Below are 20,216 nucleotides of genomic sequence, written 5' to 3'. Positions count from 1 at the left end.
TACAGGAGCAGTCAGATGGACAACTCCTTGTCCAGCGTTGAGCAACCATTCAACCGTTGGAGTAACCGCCATGTCTTGTCCCGGTACACGCCCCGAACCCATACAGACACCGCGACTCATTACGTTGCCCGAGCGCCTGTTCGAGACCGCCGAAGCCTGCCCTGACGCGATTGCGCTGATCGCCGGCGACGACACATGGACCTACGGCCGTCTGGCGCGGTATGTCAAAAGGCTTTCACAAGGCCTGAGCGCACAGGGTCTGAAACCAGGCGATCGCGTCGCACTGCACTTGACGAACAAACCGGAAACCGTCATCGCGTATTACGCGTGCATGTTGACAGGCCTGATTGCGGTGCCCCTGAATAACCGGCTCACACGCGCGGAACTCGAGCCGCAATTGCGACGACTGCACGTTTCGTTATATCTGGGCCAGAGTGATCTGTACGGCGCAATTGCCGGCGTGGATGGTTCGGTTCTCGATGCCCGCAGGCGCTTTCTTGTCGATGGCGAGTCCCAGGACACGGGCGCAAAGGCATGGAGCGAGTTGATTGACCACCAGGAAGACGAGGTGCGGCTCGAGCCGGCGTGTGTCGATGAACCTGCGCTTTTGCTGTCGACGACCGGCACTACGGGGAAACCGAAGCTCGTCACCCACACCCAGCGCACGGTGTGCGCAATTACGCAAGCATGCCAGGCCGTCGCGTTGAGGCCGTACGACGTCACACTTATTGCCACGCCCATGATGCATGGGGGAGGGCTCGCTACTGTGCTGGCGACGTTAACCGCACATGGCATCTGCGTCCTGTTGGACCGATTCGAGCCAGCGGCCGCGCTTGACCTGATAGAACGGCACCGTTGCACGTTGCTGATATGGTTGCCGTTCATGTATGCGGCGGCTTGCGCCGAGCAGATTGCGCAGCCACGCAACGTCACGTCACTGGGCACCTGCCTCGTCGTAGGCGACACGACGCCGCGAAGTCTGCAGGAGGAATTCTTGCGGGTGTTCGGCGTCAGGATGCGCAACGTGCTTGCGATGAGCGAAAGCATGGGCACATTCACCTACGGATTCGATATCGGGCCGGTGTGCCGCGCGGTCGACATGAACCGGGTCCGCCTCGTCGACGAAGAGGGAAACACCGTCAGGCGCGGCGACGCGGGCGAACTGTTGCTGCGCGGTCCGAACATGTTCGTCGGCTACTGGCATGGGCCCGGACACATCGACGACGCACGCAAGGATGGCTGGTGGGCCACTGGCGATGTGCTGAGACAGGACGAAGCCGGCGATTTCTGGTATGTCGCCAGAAAGAAAAATTTGATCATCCGTGGCGGGTCGAATATCTCGCCGGTCGAAGTTGAGGACGCGCTTCTCGTCCATCGCGGCGTGCGCGAGGCAGCGATAGTCGGTGTGCCGGATGCTGTCCTCGGTCAGCGCGTAATTGGTTTTGTTGAACTGACCGAAGCCGCGACGCAGGTGGAGGAAGTATTGTTCGACCTGTCCACCAGGATTGCGAGCTACAAGATGCCGGAGCGGCTCATCGTTGTCGACCAGTTGCCGCGCAATTCGTTAGGCAAGGTGGACCGGGCGAGGCTGCAAGCAATCGGTGAGCAACTGGGCAGTCGGCGCCCTGCGTAAAACTCGTCTTGGCCATGTGAGCGAGGAAAGAGGGTAAGCGTCGGAGCAGGAGCCGCTACGATGAACTGTCCCGTGACGTATCCGGACTGCAACTTTCGCGTGAGCCGCGCAACGTCCCCGGCTGCATGAGCATCACATTTCCTCCAGTTGGCGAATGCCATTTATCGAAATCGAAGGCCGAATCCAGCACTACCAGATCCGGGGCACTGGCTTCCCGGTTCTGCTCGGACACAGCTACTTGTGGGACTCGTCCATGTGGGAGCCGCAAATCGAGGTACTTTCGCGCTCGTTTCAGGTGATCGCCCCCGATCTCTGGGGCCATGGCCAATCCGCCGGTCTTCCCGAAAGCACGCGTACCCAGGGTGATCTTGCAAGGCACGCGAGTCGCCTGCTGGATGCGCTTGCCATCCCGCAATGCGCCGTCGTTGGGCTCTCTGTCGGCGGCATGTGGGGAGCCGAGCTTGCGTTGCGCGATCCGGCGCGCGTCCGTACGCTGGTCATGATGGATACTGATCTCGGCGCCGAGCCCAACGCAAACCGCGCGCAGTATTTCCAGATGCTTGACGCGATCGAGGCGCTTGGTAGCGTTCCAGCCTACGATCACCGCGGCATTGGGCGAATCACGGTGCTCTCATGCCCTCGAGTAGCCGCATGGCATATTCCGCGCACTTTCTCCGCACTCGAACGAGTTGCCCGAACAACAACGAAAATTCCGCCAAACGGCCACGTGCGCGAAGCATGACGACACGTGTTTCGTGCCATGTCCGCCGATTCGCCCAGCTCGCCTTATATTCGGCATCGAGAGGGCGAAAATCGAAATCACGACCGTTGGCGTGAGACCATTTGACGAGGAATTCTGCAAGCAGCGCTCCAACCGAACACACAGCAAATGCCTCGTCATACGTCGTCACGAAGCCCTCGACGGTTCGAGATCCCACCAGGTTTACCGACGCGGCGACGGTCACGCCTTCGACCTTCACGAAGGCAACGAGCGGAACCTTCGACAGATCCATTCGCCGTGCCAGCGCGACAAAGAAATCCCGAACCCGATCGTCCTTCAAATAGGCAACGCTCACGCCGCGGCGCTCGGCCCAACGGCGTTTGGTGCGGAATAGCCAGCTCAGAACGGCGACAGCGTCCGGTATCGTTCGGCACCAGCCGAATTCGACATGGCCTCGTGCTTCGAGCCGCTTGTGCCGATTTCGCAACGTGCCGCGAAGCGACTTCGACCGCGTCGATACGAAGTCGTCCCACCGCGGAACGTCTCGCAGCACGATCGAAAATCCGGGCAGGCCGCGCCACCGTGCGGGCACGCGCGCGAGCACCCAGGAGTGGGGGACGTCCTCGAGCGCCTCCTGCAACAGGCTGCCGTGACGAACGAGCGGGATCTGCAGAACGTCCGCATCGACCCGCCTGATCGCTTCGACTGCGGCGGCGTAGACGGCTCGGCTGGCGCCCCCCCTCACCAGCGGCTGTCCATACTCTTCGCTGGTTCCGCAGGTCAGCCCTTTTGCAATGCGCACAATGCCACGTCGGACGATCGAAACAGGCCACAGCGCGAGCAATTCCCCGTCGCCATACACCATCGCCACACTGACGCGTTCCCCGTCGGTCAATGCATGCGAGGCGGCAAGCTCGCAATACTCGAAGGTCATATGCCCAGGGCAGTCCTCGGCATCGGCAGCGAGCGCGCGCCACACTTCGCGCAGCGACCCCAGCGCCGCAAGCGATTCAATTTCCCGGACTTCGCTCGTGTGCGCCGCTTTCGTCGATCGGCTTGTCCATTCCACTTCCGCCGCGGTCGGCATAAGATGCCCTGGCTCGTCCATGCCCCAATATGCCGTCTTTGATTCCCGGCTAACGGACTCACGGTTTGCGACACGGGGCCGCAATCCTGCCGCCTCCTTGGCTTGTAAGACTTGCTTGCAAGACTTACTCGCTTCTCCCAACAATCGTGCAGGCATCGCTTTTGACTCGAGAGCCACGGCTCAGGCTGGACCGCAATGAGCGCATATGACCTGCACGCAGTAGCAGTTTCTGTACCTGATCCGAAGCGGGAAACGAATGCAAGGTGCAGCGTGCGCGAGGCAACAGCAGCCACGCGGCATGAGCCCGGCTGCCGTTCCTACGCCCACGCGGAGGAGGCATTCACCAACTGCCGCTGAGAAGAGCGTGCTAACGGACCCGCGTTCGCCGACGTCACGAGTGAATGATTTGCGCACGAAGGGCCGCTGTCTGGTGCAGAGCCGTCCCTTGAACGTCCGGGTGCAAGCCTGCGCCAACGTCCGTAGATGGCCGACCAGAGCCCGACGGCCGAGCGCGGCGATCGTCGGGGGCGGGCGCGAGATGCAAAAGGCATAGCCCGACCCGTTGCCGCCCGCCGCGAATGGCCGCTTTGCCGAACTCCTTCGGGATTGCGCCGGCTCACTACAACTCCTTCAGCGCATCCTCAAGTACCCGAGCCAAAGCCGTCGTTACGCCGGGCGAGAGTGACGCAATTCCCGCGGCATAGTCGGCAGTTCGTGCCTCCGCAATGCGTTTGAGTAACGCACGTCCGTGGCGCGTGACTGCCAGCTGTTTTTTTCGGCGATCGTCAGGTGAATCAATGCGCGACACCAGATCGAGTTGAAACAGTCGCTCGACCATCTGACTCACGGCGGGCAGCGACATATGCATCTGTTCCGCAAGCGCCGAGGGTGTGCTTTCGCTGGACGACGCCAAACGGCGCAGCAGCAATACCTGTTGCAAGGTTACCGATGCGTCCGTCAGTGCCGCCAGCGTTTTACCCTGCGTGTGGGACACGTGATTGACGAACTCCTGCACCAGATTGCCCAGCATGACGAGGTCCGGCACGTTTTCCGCGTGTGTCATGGAATCAACGAAGCTGTATTGTGTCCCAGGTAAGGCGCTCGGGCACCGTGTTCGACGGACGGGGATCATGGCTACATTCAAGGACCGTAGCAGGCAATCGTCACACGCCCCAGACCCCGTGAATCATCGCTTGCCAAAACGCTTGCCTTTCGGACGCCCCGCCATCGTCCGAAATGCAATACAGTAACCCAGGCAGCACGCGCGAAAGCTGTGATCATTCACAGGGAGAGCTGCAATGGACGGCTTCGGACTGACTTCAGAGATCAGCGATTTTCTTGTGCTGGCCACCGCCCTTCGGAATGTGGCCGTGGACACCGGATCTATCGATCGAAAGGGTCTGCTCGCCGAAATCACCCGATTTATCGATTTGTTGGAACGCGCTATTTCAGACAAGCCTGCATGTCGAAACCGTACCTACGAGGCTCGCATACTGATTGCACAGGATCTTCCTCTCTGCGCATTGGACCAGATCGATGCATTGCTCGTTAGTTGCGGCGCACAGCTGACACTACAGCCTCTTTTTACTGGACCCGCTTTTGCGCGCCAGTTAGTGTGATTAGCGCAGCCGGACTTCCAGCGAAGATACCCGCACGTTAGCCAGGCAACGGCCAGTAAAACGTATGTGGAATTGGCCGCATTCGGCGGCGTTGCGGACGTGGATCGCTGACAATGTCTTCCTGGCCAAAGGCTGCAGTTGGCCGAAACCGTGTAAAAACACGCAGAACACCCTACCGGCGACGCCCGGTTGGGAGCGCGATTGCGCTGAGGCGGCACACGGACAGATAGCGTAATGGCATTTACCGACGAATCGCGTCGGCGCTTCACGGCTACTCACATGGCGGTCGGGAGCCCGGGTCCGATATAGTTGATTTGTCATGCATATGCCGTTGAGAGAAATTTAAGGATCGACCGATGTTTGTGCACTTCAAGTCGCCTTCCGACAAAATAAAAAAACAGCGATTTCCAGCGTTTTATTCATGCGGTTCTGGCCCAATATATGGGGGAGCTAGATCGCGTTGTATCAGGAAGCCCCTTGAAGCGCGAACCTCTCTGACGTTGAAAACACAACGTAATCACCAGTCCTATGTCGTATGGATGCCATGCGAAACGCGCCGATTGAAATCGGCGCTTCCCGCCCTGACATAGCCGCCCGCCCTCCCGGACGGGCGATCTGCCATGAAATCGTGGTGTGCCGCTCAACGGCTGACTTCGCCCGCCTGTGCCCAGCGTGGGATTCACTCGTCGATGCGTGTCCGCCCAGCCTTAGTTTTACATATTGCGAAATTGCGGCGGACAGAGCGTTCGCGTGCGGCGCGACGACCAGCGTGGCCGTTGTGTACGAAGGCGCGGCACTCGTCGCACTCTGGCCGGTGATGGTCGCGCGCCGCGGCGCATATCGGGTCGCGCGCGCGGCTGCGGAAGCGACCAGGAATACGGGGGGGCCGCTCGTTGCCGATCCCGCGGAGGCTCGCTTCTATGCCGCAGCCCTCGGCGCGTTGCGCCACGTCGACGCCGACGTGCTAGATCTTTGGCTTGTCGAACGCGGCGCCCCGCTGGATGCCGCGCTGGCACACGTACCAGCGTCTTGGGTGATGAGGGCAATACCCGCACGCTGGCGCGGCGTGGACGGCTACTCGATTGCCCTTTCGGGCTTTGCCACGTACGACGCCTTTGGTCACCTGCGGCGTCATACAAGGCGGCTTGCCCAGCGGGGTGAAGTCTGTTACGGCTGGTGCCAAAGTACCGGCGACGCCTGTAATGTACTCACCTGGATCTTCGCGAACAAGCGCCGCTGGGCAGTTGCACGTGGGTTCAACACGCCGTTTCTCATGGACGACCAGGTGCGCGATTTCTTCATCGACCTCGCAGGGCGCGTTGATCTGGCGGCCACGCCGCTTGTCTCATTCGTGAAAGTGAACGGCGTCCCGGCGGCGGCATCGGTCAATCTGGTTGGGCCGCGCAGCGTCGAGTATTTCATCACGACCTACGACGAAGCGTATGCCCCGTACTCGGTGGGTAACCTGCTCGTCGACAGCATCGCGCGATGGGCGTACGCGAACGGCCGCGATTTCGACTTCCGGCCTTTCTATTCAGCTTATAAGGAGCGCTGGTCCAATCACAAAAGCCGCCACGAGTCGCATGTCGTGATGCTGACATCGCGCGGGCGGTTTGCTGAAATACCGATCGCGGCTGCGCAGATTCGCCGCCTTCTTCGCAAGTTCCGCTTGCCCGCGCTCAGCCGTTGTAGTTTCCTCGCTCCGATGCTGGCGCATCGTGAATGACCTCGCTCGAGTGTGGGGCTGGCGCGCTGGACGCAGGAGCTTTCGGGCAGACGTTTGCAAGCATGCGACCAGTGGCGCTGTATTCAGATGAGCCGCAGCGAATGTGACTGCGCGCGTAGGCTGACGGGGCCAGACAGTTGCAGGCTCCTGAAGGGATCTGTTTCACCTGGCCATGTGCCGCCGCGCTGCGGAGATGGCAATCCGTCGAGCCCAACCTTTCTTGACGCGTCCGTGCGCAGCTGATCGTCCGAGTGCGGTCAATTGCCTGTGCGGAACCCATGAATTTAGTACGCTTGCCCGCGCCGGACCGCATCCTATACTTCGAGCGCTTCACGGACGCGGCGTTCTTCGCGAATGGCAAGGGACACTCCGCTCTGTCCCCAAGCCTCCGTGTTCCTTGACACCAGGATCTTCTGCCTTCGGGAAAAGTATCGTGCGACGCCTGGCAGTTGCGCATCGAAGGCAATGCAGGGGCAATGAAATGATTTGCGATCCATCACATCTTTGCGCGTCCTGCAGTCTTCTGCTGAGTCACCCCGATTTCGATGTGACACACCCTCTGCGCGATGTCGGCGAACCGGCATATCTCGGCAGCATTCGCATCCAGTACTACCGCTGCCCGGGTTGCGGAGCTGAATGGTGCTGTTCATGTAGTCCTTTCGAAAACAGGGACGTTCATTGGACACTTCGCTGACGTCGTAGGGGTCCAGGCTGGGAAATCGTGATTCTGGCGATTGCCGTCGTGGCGATCGGCACGGCTATTGTCGGTTTCCGATGCGCCCGCCCGGGCAGTGGGCTACGGGCGGCGCGGGACAGCGTGCCTGCAACGGCAGATGGCCAGTGTCTTCGCGGGCTTTCCACAAGCCTGCGCGCCACGCGCAGCAAGATCTTTCCTCTCCTCAATATCCGCAGTACCGACGTCAGCGCCTGGATCGTCGCCGTCGCTCCAGAACTCGACCCGGCAGCGATCGATGTCTCGATCGACCCGACAGACAGACTGATCCATTGGAACAAACCCACCGCCTCCTGGGAACGGCGTTTGCTACGGGCATCTCGCAGCGGAGTCCGGGCGCGAGCCTCAGGCACGCCCGACGCGCAAGGCGGCTGCGATCGCCTGAACAACGCTCGTTTGTGGTGCCATGTTGGAGCAAGCCGCATCGTTGTAAGCAGGACCGCGCCGCCGTCGCTTTTTCTGGCCGTCGCGCGGGTATCGGTCTTGAGATAGCCATCAGAAGACGACCATGACGCCGTCACACACGAGCACGCTCCAGCAGCTTGCGGCGTACCTCGAACAAAAGCGCGGCCTGATCACGCGCCGATGGCTTCGCGCGGTCCGGTCCGATACGGCGAGCGGGCAGACCGGACGGTTATCGACGGTCCAGCTGGTCGACCACCTTCCCTCGATATACGAGGAAATCTGCGTAGTGTTGCGGAGTGCGCCGGCGCAGAAGACGCTTCGGCGGCTACACGCCAACGCCAGAAAACATGGCAGCGAGCGCTGGATGCTCGGCTACCAGCTGGACGAACTGTTCGGGGAACTGACCGAATTCCAGCGCTGCGTGCAGCAGGCGACACGGGAGTTCTTCGCGGGAACCTCTGTGTCACGCAATGTCCAGGCGGAGGCTCACCAGCTGATAGAAGATCTGTTCAGCGCAACCATTCGCACCGCGATCAGGCAACTGATCGACGAACAGGACAGCCGGATCTCGCAGACCCTCGGCGAACGCGACCGGGCACTCGCCGCCCAGCACAAGAGCGAGGAGCGGCTTCGGCTGGCCGCGTCTGCAGCCGGGTCGGGCATTTTCGAGTGGGATATTCCCGACGGCAGGGGTGTCTGGGAAAACACTCGCATGTACAAGATAACCGGACAACCAGAATCGCGGGGCCCGCTGTCGTGGGAGGCGTTTGTGCGCGAGCTCGTTCATCCCGACGACGCGCAGGCCCTGGTCACACATCACGCGCAGACCCGGGATGGCGTTGGCGACTTCCAGTCGACCTTCCGGATTTTCCGGATCGAGGATCGTGCACCGCGGGTGGTTGAGATGCATGGTCGGTTCCGGAAAGAGGCCGATGGTTCGATCCGCTCCTTTGTTGGCACGCTGACCGATATCACGCGCCGCACGCTCGCCGAAGAATCGCTGCGGGAGACAGACCGTCTCAAGGATGCGTTTCTCGCAACCCTGGCCCATGAGTTGCGGAATCCGCTCGCACCCATCCGCAATGCGGCGCAGATCCTCAAGCAGCTGAAAACTGATATACCGCCTGAGGTCGAATGGGCACGCCTGACGGTAGAGCGGCAGTGTGCGCATCTCACCCGTCTGATCGACGACTTGCTGGACGTGTCCCGTATCAGCAGCGGGAAGGTCCGCCTGCGCCGCGAGGTTTTCGACATCAGGGAGTCTGTCCGCAGCGCGGTCGAAATCTATTTGCCGGCTGCGAACGATCACCGGGACCGTATTGAGGTTAACTTGCCCGCCGAACCGCTACTGATCGATGGCGACCGGACAAGGCTGACTCAGGTCGTCTCCAACCTCCTGGACAACGCGATCAAATATTCGGGCGAGGACTCACGGATAAGCGTAGATGTGGCCGTGCAGGCAGACCGCGTACAGATCATCGTCGCTGACGAGGGCGTTGGCATTCCGGCATCGCAACTCGCGCGTATGTTCGAGCCGTACGTGCAGCTCGCGCCGCCGGAGGGCCGGGCCCAGTCGGGCCTGGGTATCGGACTGTCCGTTGTCCAGAGCCTGGTGGAGATGCACGGCGGTCACGTGACGGCCGCAAGCGACGGTGCCGGAAAGGGCGCCCGCTTCACAGTGTTGCTGCCTACCACACATGGGACCGGTGCTGGCATGGCCGACGCGGCCGAACCGCCGGAACAGCAGGCAAAACGGTTGCGTGTGCTGGTTGTCGATGACAACCGTGATGCCGCGGAATCGCTGGCGATGGTCCTGAAGGAGCATGACGTCCGCTGTGCTTTCGACGGAGAAGCTGCCCTTGCGATCGCCAGAGACTTCCGTGCCGATGCAGTCATCCTTGATATCGGATTGCCTGGAATCAGCGGTTACGACCTGGCACGGGAACTCCGGGCGCTACCCGAAACCGCGAACGCCGTGGTGGTTGCGCTCAGCGGATACGGCGCACCGGAAGACGTCGAGCGGTCTCGCGAAGCGGGGTGCGCACGGCATTTTGTAAAACCGGTGGATCCCGAAGCGTTGCTGGATTTCCTGCGAACGTTCACGAATGTTAATGATCCCCAGCGACGCGCAAACTGAACCTGCAAGCGAAGCACCCGGCGGGATCTGACGGTCACACCCATGAGGCAGGCGGCGGGGTTTTGTGAGCGCCGGTCAGGTGGATGCTCGCACGGTGACGCGACCTCCCGCGACTGGCCCGAGGTGTCAGGATGTGGATCAGAACCACCGGGCGTGGGCGTGTTTCCAGCTAAGCCGGCGCAGGCACACCGCGCGTGCGCCGCAGCACGGGCCGCCGGGGGCAGGCGCCGTGCCGTCACGACCACACATCAGGCCGCGTCTTTCAGAAAGTGATGAGCGATGCCTGTGAGGAGTCAACGATCAGTCGCTTTTCATCCAGCATTAACCTATTGATACTGGTCTAGGGAGTGCACATCGAAATCTTCGACATCACGCCCTCGATCGGATCGGGGGCGAGGGGCGATAAGCACCTCGCCGCTCTTCAACATGGCAGGCAGGCGGCATCGATATAGTCCGGGTTGATGAGTATCTTTCCTGGACACAGCGGATTGAAGCTGGAATATCCCACACGAAAGACAGCGTCCAGCACCTGCGTCGCGTCATTGAGGATGACCAGTGCGATCGCACCCGCCAGTCCGCCCATGCCCACAATCGAGCCAGCTACCACGCCGCAGTTATTCGAAGGCCCATTGTCTTTCATGCGTCAACATGGACCGCGTGCAGTCCCCTGGGCCAGTCTGGTGCCCGATTCAAATACGGAATTAACAATAAGATTTATGAAAAAAATGACGAATCTTTACAGTTTCGAATCTTCGGTTCGGAATAAGCTTTCCGGCTGAGCCCTTGCGGATAACTGCCGCCGTCCCAGCATTCATGATGAAAGGCTGCCATTTCCCGGGCCGACTGCAAAAGGGCTGGCGCAACCCTGTCCAGCGAGTGCCCACGCATGGTCGCCCCGACGGTCGGATGGGTGTTTGGTCACGTTGGATTCGAAATGGTCAAGTTGCCCCGCTTTGCCCACAAGCGGAGCGGGCATCGCGGGCTTTCCAATGTCGTGGAACGTCGCGGCGAAACCGAGGATCGCCGAATAGGTACCAGCGTCGGCCTGGCCGTGCCCTGCAATTCTGCGTACCTCCGCGCAATGGCACGGACGTACCGCGCTGTTTTTCGGCTGTGTGCAATCGATTCATGAAACACAGCTGCATTCTGATGGTGACGAAGGAACCGATCACACTCCGGAAGTGGCGCAGGCCTACGCGCCAGACCCCGGCAAAGAGACCCGTAGTGAGTGTCGTTTGCCACGGTGTTACGCACTCGCCGCCGCAAAAGAGAGCCGCCACCGACGAGCCGTTACCTCGCGCCGTAAAGTCGGCAACGTGCCGATCTGGCGCCCCCTCACTGCGTTCATCTCAGCTCCGTCTACGCGGTGTCGCACGCTGCAAACACCCATTCGTGAGAATGTTTGCATCCGTGCCATCACGCAGGTGCCAGGTTTTCAAACTGGAATCACAGACGCGACGTCAAGTTGATTCGTATTCCTGACTGGAAATTATTCGATAGGTGAGCGTGCATCGGACTCGTCGCGCCGCATATACAGTAAAGCAGGAAGAGGAGTGATTGAACGAAGCGACATTATTTCCTATAACACCTTAAGTTCAGACGAACATTTGTTTCCATTCACGGCGATTTCATGCGTCTTGCATGTGAGCGTCTTAGAGCTCACCACGGCTGTCGTGAAATCCGCAATACCAGCCCATAGGTTCGAATCATTCAGATGGCCGCGCACTGCAGGCAGGCAAAATTACGCCGCGCACGCAGATGAAATGATTGATATCCATCCTGTATTGAATATCCAGAATTGGCTTGTTTGCCGGAAGTTTAAAAACCATATTCATGTGCATTCTCTGAAGGTGGTGTTTCTCTCTGACGGTAAAAATGAAATCGTGAGGTAACCGATGAAGGCTCGTCTATTCTCAAGACATCACGATCTCGCGTCCGCAGTATTTGCCAGCCTCGCGACGATGAGCGCTGGCACCGCCCAGGCGGCGTATACGCAGTGGACCGGTGTTGATTCCAGCGACTGGCTTAACCCGGCCAACTGGACCGCCGGCGCCGCGCCCGGCCTGGCTGATACCACCGTCATCAACACGACAACCCCCAACGCGCCCGTTGTCAATCATCCGGGTGTTACGGTATCCCTCATTCGGCTTAATGACACTGCAATCGCAGGGAGCAACGCCTCCCTCACGATCGAAAACGGCGGGTCGCTCGATTCGACTGCCGGACACAATGGCTATCTCATTCTCGGATACACAGACGTTGCCACAGTCTCCACCGTCACCGTGACAGGCGCCGGCAGCCGGTTGAGCACAGGCCAGTACATTTACGTGGGATTCGGGAATACGACCACCGGCACCCTGACCGTTTCGAACGGCGCGGTGGTCAACGTGGGGACGGCGCTGTCCGTGGCGTCAGGCGATAGTAGCCACGGAACGGTCAGTCTTTCCGGGATAGGCTCCCAGGTGAACGTGGGGTCGACGTTCACGGCCGGTGGAAACGGTGAGGGGGCCGTGACGATATCAGGCGGCGCAGTCCTGAAGTCGGGAGCCGCATCACCGCCTCTCATTGGTGGCCCGGTGGGCGGCGTCGTGACGCCCAACGACGCGATCGGCAGTGGAACAGGCGGGCATGCCAACCTGACTGTATCGGGTTCTGGATCAACCCTGACCAGTAGCAACCCGCTCGTCGTGGGCGGTACGGACCCCGCCCTGATCCCGTTCTACCAGGAGAACTATGGACTCGACGCGACCAGTTTTTTCATGGGCGAGGGGGCGCTGACCATTTCCGGTGCAGGCGCGGTCAGCTCCGGGATTGGGCTCCACTCGGACCCGCGATTCGTCAACAACACGTACATTGGCGGTACGCCGGGCAGCACCGGTACGGTCACCGTCACCGATCCTGGCTCGAGTTGGACCGTGGGCGGAAACCTGATGGTTGGCGGTGACGGAAAGGGAACGTTGACCATCGCCGACAACGGCCACGTCTCGGCGGCAGCCATGACGATCGCCGAGAATGCGGGCTCCTCCGGAACGTTGAACATCGGCGCCGTCGCCGGCGCCGCGCCCGCCGCGCCGGGCATCCTCGACACGGCCCGTGTGACGTTCGGCGCCGGCACGGGCAACCTCACGTTCAACCACACGGACACGAGCGGCAACTACCTGTTCCCGGCGGCCGTTTCGGGCACGGGCGCCGTCGATGTCTACAGCGGGAAAACCGTGATGACCGCTGCCAGCACGTATGCGGGGCCGACCACGGTGCATGGAGGCACCCTTGCGGGCGGCGCAAGCGATGTCTTCAGCCCGAATTCCGACTACGTCGTCCAGCCTGCCGGTACACTGGATCTGCGCGGCTTCGACCAGAGCGTGGCCAGCGTCGTCAATGCGGGCCTCGTGCGCATCGCGAGCGACCCGGGCACGGTACTGACCACGAAGAACTATGTCGGTCACAACGGCACGATCGCCATCAACACCTACCTGGGCGACGACAGTTCACCCTCGGACCGTCTCGCCATCGACGGAGGGTCGGCCACGGGCACCACGATGCTCTCGATTGCCAATGTCGGCGGCCCAGGCGCGCTGACAACGGCCAACGGCATTCCGGTGGTGGTCGCAATCAACGGCGGCACCACTGACCCCAATGCCTTTACGTTGGCCACCGAAGTGCGCGGCGGTGCATTCGACTACCGACTGGTTCAGGGAGGCCTCGCGCGCGCTTTTCCGGACGACTGGTTCCTGCGCTCGGACTTTGTCGTCGGGCCGGATACGGAAGAGCCGCCTGTCATTCCGCCGGACGATGTGTTTCCTGGCGATCCCCCGCCGTCGGTGCTGCCTCCCGGGGAGTACCCGATCGTCGGGCCCGAGCTTGCCACGTATTCGGTCGTCCAGCCGCTCGCCAGAGAACTGGGCCTTACCATGCTCGGCACGATGCATGAGCGCATCGGCGACACCCTCACGGACGACGGAGGCGGGAGCAGCAGCAACGGCCTGGCCCGCTCCGCCTGGGCGCGGCTGTTCGGGCAGCAGATTGACAATCGTTACCAGACCTTCACGGATGCGCGTGCCAACGGTCACCAGATCGGCGTACAGGCAGGTATTGATCTCTGGCGCGGCAACACGACGCCCGGACATCACGATGCCGCGGGCGTCTACTTTGCCTACGGCAACAGCAATGTCGATGTGGATGGCCTGGTCACTAATGCGGCGGCGACCGGCTATGTGCCAGGTCACACCGGCTCAGTGAATCTCAATGGCTATTCCGGTGGTGCGTACTGGACACATTACGGTCCGGGGGGATGGTATGTCGACGCGGTACTGCAAGGCACCTGGTACGACGGCGATGCGACGACGCAGTATGCACGGCTGCCCGTGTCGGGTTCGGGATTCGCGACATCGCTCGAAGCCGGCTATCCGTTTCGCCTGCCGCTGGGCCCGGGCTTCGTGCTCGAACCTCAGGCACAGATCATCTGGCAGCATGTTGGTTTGAACGAGGAGGCGGACGGGCTGGGAACAGTCGACCCCGGTTCGACATCAGGGGTGACCGGACGAATCGGCCTGCGCGGCCAGTGGACCATCGAACGCGCCAATGGAGAGGTGTGGCAGCCATACGTTCGGACCAATATCTGGCGGGATTGGGGCGCACAGGCGACAACCGTGTACTCGGGAGTCGACCAGGTTCCGCTTCGACAGCAATTCACGCGAATGGACGTCGCTGCCGGCGTGAGCGCAAAGCTCAACACGCGCATGAGCCTGTACGGACAGTTTGGCTGCCAGTTTTCCATCAATTCATCGGCGACCGGCAGCCAGAAGGGGGTGTGGGGTGACGTCGGGTTACGTTACGCATGGTGATGGCCCGGGGCGCTGTGCGCCATTTGTCAAACGTGAAGGTCAGTCCAGGGAGATGCGTCGTGAGTGTCAACGAGATCGTTACTGGCCCACCGTGGTCAGGCAGGCGCGAGCGCGCAGCGCAGATGTTGGCTTCCGGAATGGGCATTGCACGTGTCGCGTCGGAACTGGGCCTGAGCCCTGCAACGGCCAAACGGTACCAGTCGGTCTATTCTGCCGGTGGCGTTGAGGCATTGTTCCAGCTTGGCGATGTCGGACGCCGACAGCAACTTCCCGCGCACGGTATTGAGCGCGTCATCGCCGCCATCAAACACACCCCTGAGGCCCAGGGCCTTGCCGGTGAGTTCTGGACGAACGAACTCGTGCGGAGTTTCATCGAGCGCGAATTTGGTGTCCGCTATTCTCGTTCGCACGTGAACCGGCTCGTGCGCGTCCATGGGCTACAGGCCCGGATGCGTTGGGGACTCCAGGGCGCCAGCGCGCAGACGGTCATGCCTGAAACTGAAGCGTGAACATGTTGAAGCTCGCCGCCACCTGCCGGATTACCTTCGTCTCCCATCCTTGTTCTAAATCTCAGGCCATCTGGCCGAGGGTCTTGCGAAAGCGCATGAGCGAAAGCGCATTAGCGAACACGCATGAGCGAACACGCAAGAGCGAACACGCGAACAGCACGCTGCCGTAGACCAAATTAAAGATGTCACAACTTCGCTAATAAAGATGTCACTTCGCGGATTCATCGCGAAGGTCGCCGAAAAATCGCCGTAAATTCAAACGTTTACGGAAAACGAATTAAAGTTGTCACCGGCTTGGCGTCGTACAGGTGTTAACAAGGGGGGCAGCGATCGGCCCGTGAGCGACCGCTGCGTCGATGCCGTTGCCCAAACGCAGACGCAATCGGCGAGTCAGGGCGATGCGGTCCTGCCTGCGCATCGCAGGCGTGGTCGAGAGGAGCGAAAGACGCCCATAACTGAAGTGTGAACGGCACCAGACGCATCGAAACGGTGCCTCGATCACGCTGGTGTTGACGATGTAAGGCGTCTCGCCTCGGCAGTGCGGACAGCGCGTTTCGAGCGATTGATGATGCGCCGGGCAGCGATCTTCATCCTCGAGCTGATGCAGCACACTGTGGTAACCGTGCGCCACGCACTGTCGGCAATACCGGAACGTCGCGTGATACCGACCTGAGCGTGCCGCATCGAGCAACGAGGCGCGCAAGATGTGCTCGGGCAGGCGGAGGATGCAGCGCAGGCGCATGAGGTCGATGTCGTCGCGCACCGGCGCCACGCCTTCAGACGCGTCAACCTCGGGGCTCAACAACTGAACGAGCACGTGGCTGGGCAGCGAATTGGCACATGCGAACTTCCACAGGATCGAGAGGAGGGATTCCCCGGGCATCAGCCACTTGAGGTTAATCACGCTGCCGAACGCGAGCGAGAGTTGCCGCTCGTCAAACGTCAGAATCGGAAAGCGTGGCGGCTTGAGCACTGCGGCATCACGCCGTGACAAGCACGCGTCCGGTGGCATGGCGGGATTGGACGTAGCCGCAATGCTGCACGGAGTAAGCCCACAATGCTGCCGTGGGACAGTAACCGGGTGCATCTTTGAGTTCGCTGTCCTTGAGCACGATTTCGACGGCGCGTGCGAACGATTCCATCGGGATTTCGAGCCGGCCCGGCAAGCTCGCCTTGTGGTGCGCTGCCTCGAACGCCTGCCACAGCACACCGGCGTCGTTGATCAGGCGGTAGCCGGCGTCAAACGCCTGCGGCACGTAGAAGCGGGTAAAGCTCCACTGGCTGCCCTCCGGGTAGGCTGTCTGATCGTAGCCGTCCAGGCACGTGGCGACATCTTCGGCGTTGCGGATGCCGCAGAAGGCGAATTCCTCGACCATGAGACGCGCGACAATCTGTGTCTTGCCGGCGACCTGCAGCGCCGTCTTCTGAGCGAGCAGATCCTCCTGGCCGACGAGAAAGGTAAAGAGTTTGATGTGCTGACGATCGAGGGCGTCGTGCACATCACGCAGCCATTCGTATTCGTTCTCGTTGTAGCGTTGCGCCTCGTCACAAAAGAGCAGCACCGTGCTGCTGCCGGCGCGGGCGGCGGCCTCGCGAATGCGCAGCGTCAGGCGCATGCGTTTGGCCGGATTGGTGCCGGAGTTCGGCGTGTGATCGCCAACGGCCTCCAGCAAGTTCACGAAGAATGGACCTTCGGCGTGCCGCGGCTTGTGCTCGCACTGCGCGTGGAAGGTCGTCATCTTCGGATGCTGTCGCGCGAGCATGAGCCGCACGTACTCGATTGCGCGGGTTTTACCAATGCGCGAGGGGCCGTAAATGAGCGCCCCCATGATCCGGTAGCGCAGGCAGCGCGTGACGAGCTCATGGAACGCCTCGATCGCGGGTGTGGCGATGCGGTAATTGCCAGTGACGAGCGGGTGCAGCGACGGGTCGATCGGACGCGGGATTTGCGGCGACATGGGGCCTCCCTTGCAAACGACAGCGTTAGAAAACCTGTCCGGTGCCGATGGTGAGCTTGCGGGGACGCACATTCGCAGGCGGGGTCGTTTCGGCGTTCGGCGCAGCGGCCAGCGACGCCGCAGGCGCGGCGATCTTGGCCAATGTCACGGGACCTGGCGGCACGCGTACCATGGGTGCTGCGGCGAGCACGCGCATCGCCTGAGCGAGGTCGGAGGCGGCCTTGCGGGTCTTCCTGGCCTCGGCAAGCTTGGCTTGTATGTATGCTTCGATGGGATTGGAGGCGAGCGGACGGGCGCGCTTGTCGCCATGTAGCTTCAGAATTTCTTGGCGCAGCTTGAGATTGTGCGGTACGACGCGCCACGCCCCTTGCGCCTCAAGTACGCCGAGCTCGGTGCCGTCGGCGAGAAAGGCGCGCACACAACGCAAATCGTCCGCATTCATGTAGACGAGCAGCGGCTGCCCGATCAGGTGCGTGCTGCAGGCGAGCACGGGGTTGGTGTAGCGGACCCGATACAGGTTGATGTGCGGGCGCACGCCCTGCTCGAGATAAGCCCGCACGCGGCAGCGCCTGGCCGTTTGCATCAGGCACAACGTTCGGCGGTGCTGCTCAGGAAGCCAGGTGAGCAGCTGCTGTTTGCCGCGCACGAAATACGTCATCGCTTCGAGCGGCGTGATGCTATTCAGGCCTGCATGTGGAGTCCCGTGGTAGCTTGCGATCGCATATTCGATCAGTTCCTCCAACTCGTCGAGCGACACGTAGAGGCGCAGATTGCCCTTGGGATCGGCCAGCGCCCGACGCAGATCGCGCGGGTGCGAACCGGTGTAGCCGGGCAGTCGCGAAGACAGGCGAGAGGCGACCGTGCCAAAGAAGCGCTCGATATAAGGTCGCTCGTCCGGGCTATAGTGGGGACCGGCGTCTACGCTGCAGCCGACAAATTCGCACAGCGCGGCCAGCGTGTCGCTCGCGAGATTCGCCTTCGCGTTGTCGAGCTTCATCCACTCCCACGCCACGTAGGCCAGCTCGGGCAGACGCTGGGAGGGAAACCCGTCGTGTGTTCCGTATGCGAGACCGGGAATGCTGAAGATGCGCGCGGGGTGGGGCTCAAGCGCTTTCTCGATGGTCTTGATGACGTCGTAGCGGCTGTACTCGCGCGCGAGCACAAGGTGGTAGCCGAGCACCGTGCGCGTGCAGACGTCGATGATGACAAGCAGCCAGACCCGCTCGATTTCGAACTCGTGCGCGAAGCCCAGTGGATCGGACACGACGACCTTGAGCCGGATGTCGAGCTTGTGACCATCGAATTCGACGACCTGATAGGGGCGGCTTGCCGGTGGCGCGCCTGCCTGATCATCGGGGCGAGGCAAGCCTTTGAGGTGCGAGGCGCCGGCCGCGCGCGCAGCAGTACCGAAACTGCCTAGCAGCTCCGCCTTCACGCACGCCGAGAGGGAGCGAATCGCCTGGCCTGCCGTATTGAACGGATAGTCCGCCGCCGTCAGGCCCACTTGCCGGCACTGCTGCAGGAATTCAGTGTGCAATGCTTGCAGGCCGCGCAGGCGCGTATGCAGAGCGCCATCTGTATGGCGCTGATCCAGCTTGATGCGGCGCTGCTTGAGCTGCAGCCGAAGCCAGCCGGCGAGGGGAGGGTAACGCTCAAACAGTTGTGAGAGGGCGCCTACGGCGCCACGGCTGCCCCGCTCGCCCTGTACGGTGACGGGGCGCACACGGACGTACTCCGTCACGCGTACATGCGCGATGAGCGCGCGAAACCCATAGATGCGCCCGTCGCGATGCAGTTCGAGCGCCCGTTCGAGCAAGCGATAGAGCTGCCGGCGATTTACTCCGGTCGCATGTTCGATGTCCTTGACAGGTTCGCCGCGCGCGTAACGCTCGATTGCCTGCATCCGAAGCTTGATGCACTTGCGCGTGGGCGCATCGAACTCGGTCCACGCCACGGTCGGCCAGGTCGTCAGGTCGAGTGCTTGCAGTTCGGGTTTGCGGCGACTCATGAGCGTGCCTCGGCAGCAGCAAAGCGCGTGAGCCACGAAAGTGGCTCGGTGCGCAACTCGGGTGCTGTCACGCGGCCTGTATGCAACAGGCCGAACAAGGCGGCGCGCACGATAATGGGGTCACCCGTTGAGAACTCTCGCTCGATGTCGAGCAATGCTTGAGACGTTGCAACGAAGCGCTCGATCGAGTTGAGCAGCGAAGCCGGCACGAGACCGCGTGTGGCGATCAGGCACGGCAGCATGCGCTGCCAGTTGTCGACCCACATGCGCGAGGCCGCCAGCTCCGCGGGCTCGACGTGGCGCACAGTCATCGCACTGGCATCAATGACCGCGCGAGGTTTGCCGTCTTCGACGATGACCGGATCGGGCAGGAGCAGCAGTTCATGACGGTCAGCGTAGCGGACGTGGAAATCGACGAGATATCGCCGGCCATCGAACTGGACAAAGCCTGGGCGCTCGCAAAAGGCGCGGACGGTCGGATCGGATTCGAGCACGAACCATTGATCGACGGCGCAGCGTCGGTCGAGCGTCAGCCGGCGTTTGAGCTTCGGGCTGAAGACTTCGAAGCGGTGTGCGCCGCGCGCTCGCGCGATCGCGACCGGCTGCATCAGGTGCACAGGAACGTCCATAAGATCAAGACCTTAGGAGCGGGATTCGAAGTCTAGAACGCGAATTGACGAATTTAATGCGGATTTATGCGAATTGACGATTTTATTTCGTTGAGACTGCAAATAAAGTCGTCAATTCGGCGTGCGAAATCCTTACGCTTCAAGGATTTCGAATTGACATCTTTGCTTTGTTCTACGCCTGATTCGTGATTGACGTCGGACGAAAGT

At 61.4% G+C, this 20,216-nt stretch carries 13 protein-coding genes and 2 pseudogenes; 8 read left to right on the top strand and 7 right to left on the bottom strand.

The window, feature by feature from the left end; all coding sequences use genetic code 11:
- The first annotated feature begins 70 nt into the window (after positions 1–70).
- Complete coding sequence (locus AB4Y36_RS36495) at positions 71–1,633, top strand: class I adenylate-forming enzyme family protein (RefSeq protein WP_368685557.1); 1,563 nt, start codon at positions 71–73, stop codon at positions 1,631–1,633.
- 154 nt (positions 1,634–1,787) lie between these two features.
- Positions 1,788–2,228 (top strand): annotated as a pseudogene (locus tag AB4Y36_RS36490) (alpha/beta fold hydrolase); the annotation flags it as partial.
- 25 nt (positions 2,229–2,253) lie between these two features.
- On the opposite strand, the gene AB4Y36_RS36485 reads toward AB4Y36_RS36490, so the two are convergent.
- The gene (locus tag AB4Y36_RS36485) at positions 2,254–3,462 is read right to left on the bottom strand and encodes a GNAT family N-acetyltransferase (RefSeq protein WP_368685556.1); all 1,209 of its coding nucleotides are present in this window, start codon (positions 3,460–3,462) and stop codon (positions 2,254–2,256) included.
- A gap of 598 nt (positions 3,463–4,060) precedes the next feature.
- Positions 4,061–4,471: a MarR family winged helix-turn-helix transcriptional regulator gene (locus tag AB4Y36_RS36480; protein WP_368685555.1), complete on the bottom strand. Its 411-nt coding sequence runs from the start codon at positions 4,469–4,471 to the stop codon at positions 4,061–4,063.
- Positions 4,472–4,739: 268 nt separating this feature from the next.
- Here AB4Y36_RS36480 and AB4Y36_RS36475 point away from each other — a divergent pair, with 268 nt between their 5' ends.
- The 4 genes and pseudogenes from AB4Y36_RS36475 to AB4Y36_RS36460 all read left to right on the top strand — a co-directional run bounded on the left by AB4Y36_RS36475 (position 4,740) and on the right by AB4Y36_RS36460 (position 10,061).
- Positions 4,740–5,060 (top strand): hypothetical protein, encoded by a 321-nt coding sequence (locus AB4Y36_RS36475; protein WP_368685554.1) that lies wholly within the window; start codon positions 4,740–4,742, stop codon positions 5,058–5,060.
- A gap of 535 nt (positions 5,061–5,595) precedes the next feature.
- On the top strand, positions 5,596–6,786 hold the full coding sequence (locus AB4Y36_RS36470) for a GNAT family N-acetyltransferase (RefSeq protein WP_368685553.1): 1,191 nt from the start codon (positions 5,596–5,598) through the stop codon (positions 6,784–6,786).
- An 833-nt stretch (positions 6,787–7,619) separates the two neighbouring features.
- A pseudogene (locus tag AB4Y36_RS36465) lies at positions 7,620–7,771 on the top strand (Hsp20/alpha crystallin family protein); the annotation flags it as partial.
- A gap of 256 nt (positions 7,772–8,027) precedes the next feature.
- Complete coding sequence (locus tag AB4Y36_RS36460; RefSeq protein ID WP_368685552.1) at positions 8,028–10,061, top strand: ATP-binding protein; 2,034 nt, start codon at positions 8,028–8,030, stop codon at positions 10,059–10,061.
- A gap of 421 nt (positions 10,062–10,482) precedes the next feature.
- Here AB4Y36_RS36460 and AB4Y36_RS36455 read toward each other — a convergent pair whose 3' ends face one another.
- Positions 10,483–10,701 carry a hypothetical protein gene (locus tag AB4Y36_RS36455; protein WP_368685551.1) on the bottom strand — a complete coding sequence of 73 codons (219 nt, stop codon included), beginning with the start codon at positions 10,699–10,701 and terminating at the stop codon, positions 10,483–10,485.
- Between the two features lie 1,255 nt (positions 10,702–11,956).
- Here AB4Y36_RS36455 and AB4Y36_RS36450 point away from each other — a divergent pair.
- Both AB4Y36_RS36450 and AB4Y36_RS36445 read left to right on the top strand, forming a co-directional pair.
- Positions 11,957–14,905: an autotransporter outer membrane beta-barrel domain-containing protein gene (locus AB4Y36_RS36450; RefSeq protein ID WP_368685550.1), complete on the top strand. Its 2,949-nt coding sequence runs from the start codon at positions 11,957–11,959 to the stop codon at positions 14,903–14,905.
- Positions 14,906–14,964: 59 nt separating this feature from the next.
- Positions 14,965–15,414, top strand: coding sequence for a helix-turn-helix domain-containing protein (locus AB4Y36_RS36445; protein ID WP_368685549.1), 450 nt, complete (start codon positions 14,965–14,967; stop codon positions 15,412–15,414).
- Positions 15,415–15,700: 286 nt separating this feature from the next.
- On the opposite strand, the gene AB4Y36_RS36440 is transcribed toward AB4Y36_RS36445, so the two are convergent.
- The 4 genes from AB4Y36_RS36440 to AB4Y36_RS36425 are packed head-to-tail and all read right to left on the bottom strand — an operon-like array spanning position 15,701 to position 20,009.
- Positions 15,701–16,387, bottom strand: a complete 687-nt coding sequence (locus tag AB4Y36_RS36440) for a hypothetical protein (protein ID WP_368685548.1) — start codon at positions 16,385–16,387, stop codon at positions 15,701–15,703.
- Positions 16,388–16,394: 7 nt separating this feature from the next.
- The gene (locus AB4Y36_RS36435; RefSeq protein WP_368685547.1) at positions 16,395–17,372 is read right to left on the bottom strand and encodes an AAA family ATPase; all 978 of its coding nucleotides are present in this window, start codon (positions 17,370–17,372) and stop codon (positions 16,395–16,397) included.
- A gap of 25 nt (positions 17,373–17,397) precedes the next feature.
- The gene (locus AB4Y36_RS36430; protein WP_368685546.1) at positions 17,398–19,380 is read right to left on the bottom strand and encodes an integrase; all 1,983 of its coding nucleotides are present in this window, start codon (positions 19,378–19,380) and stop codon (positions 17,398–17,400) included.
- Positions 19,377–20,009 (bottom strand): hypothetical protein, encoded by a 633-nt coding sequence (locus AB4Y36_RS36425; protein WP_368685545.1) that lies wholly within the window; start codon positions 20,007–20,009, stop codon positions 19,377–19,379. The genes AB4Y36_RS36430 and AB4Y36_RS36425 overlap by 4 nt, the downstream gene beginning before the upstream one ends.
- Positions 20,010–20,216 lie beyond the last annotated feature (207 nt).

This window comes from Paraburkholderia sp. BR10936 (genome assembly GCF_040965735.1).
GTDB classification, from domain to species: domain Bacteria; phylum Pseudomonadota; class Gammaproteobacteria; order Burkholderiales; family Burkholderiaceae; genus Paraburkholderia; species Paraburkholderia nodosa_A.
This window is presented reverse-complemented; position numbering and strand designations above follow the sequence as displayed.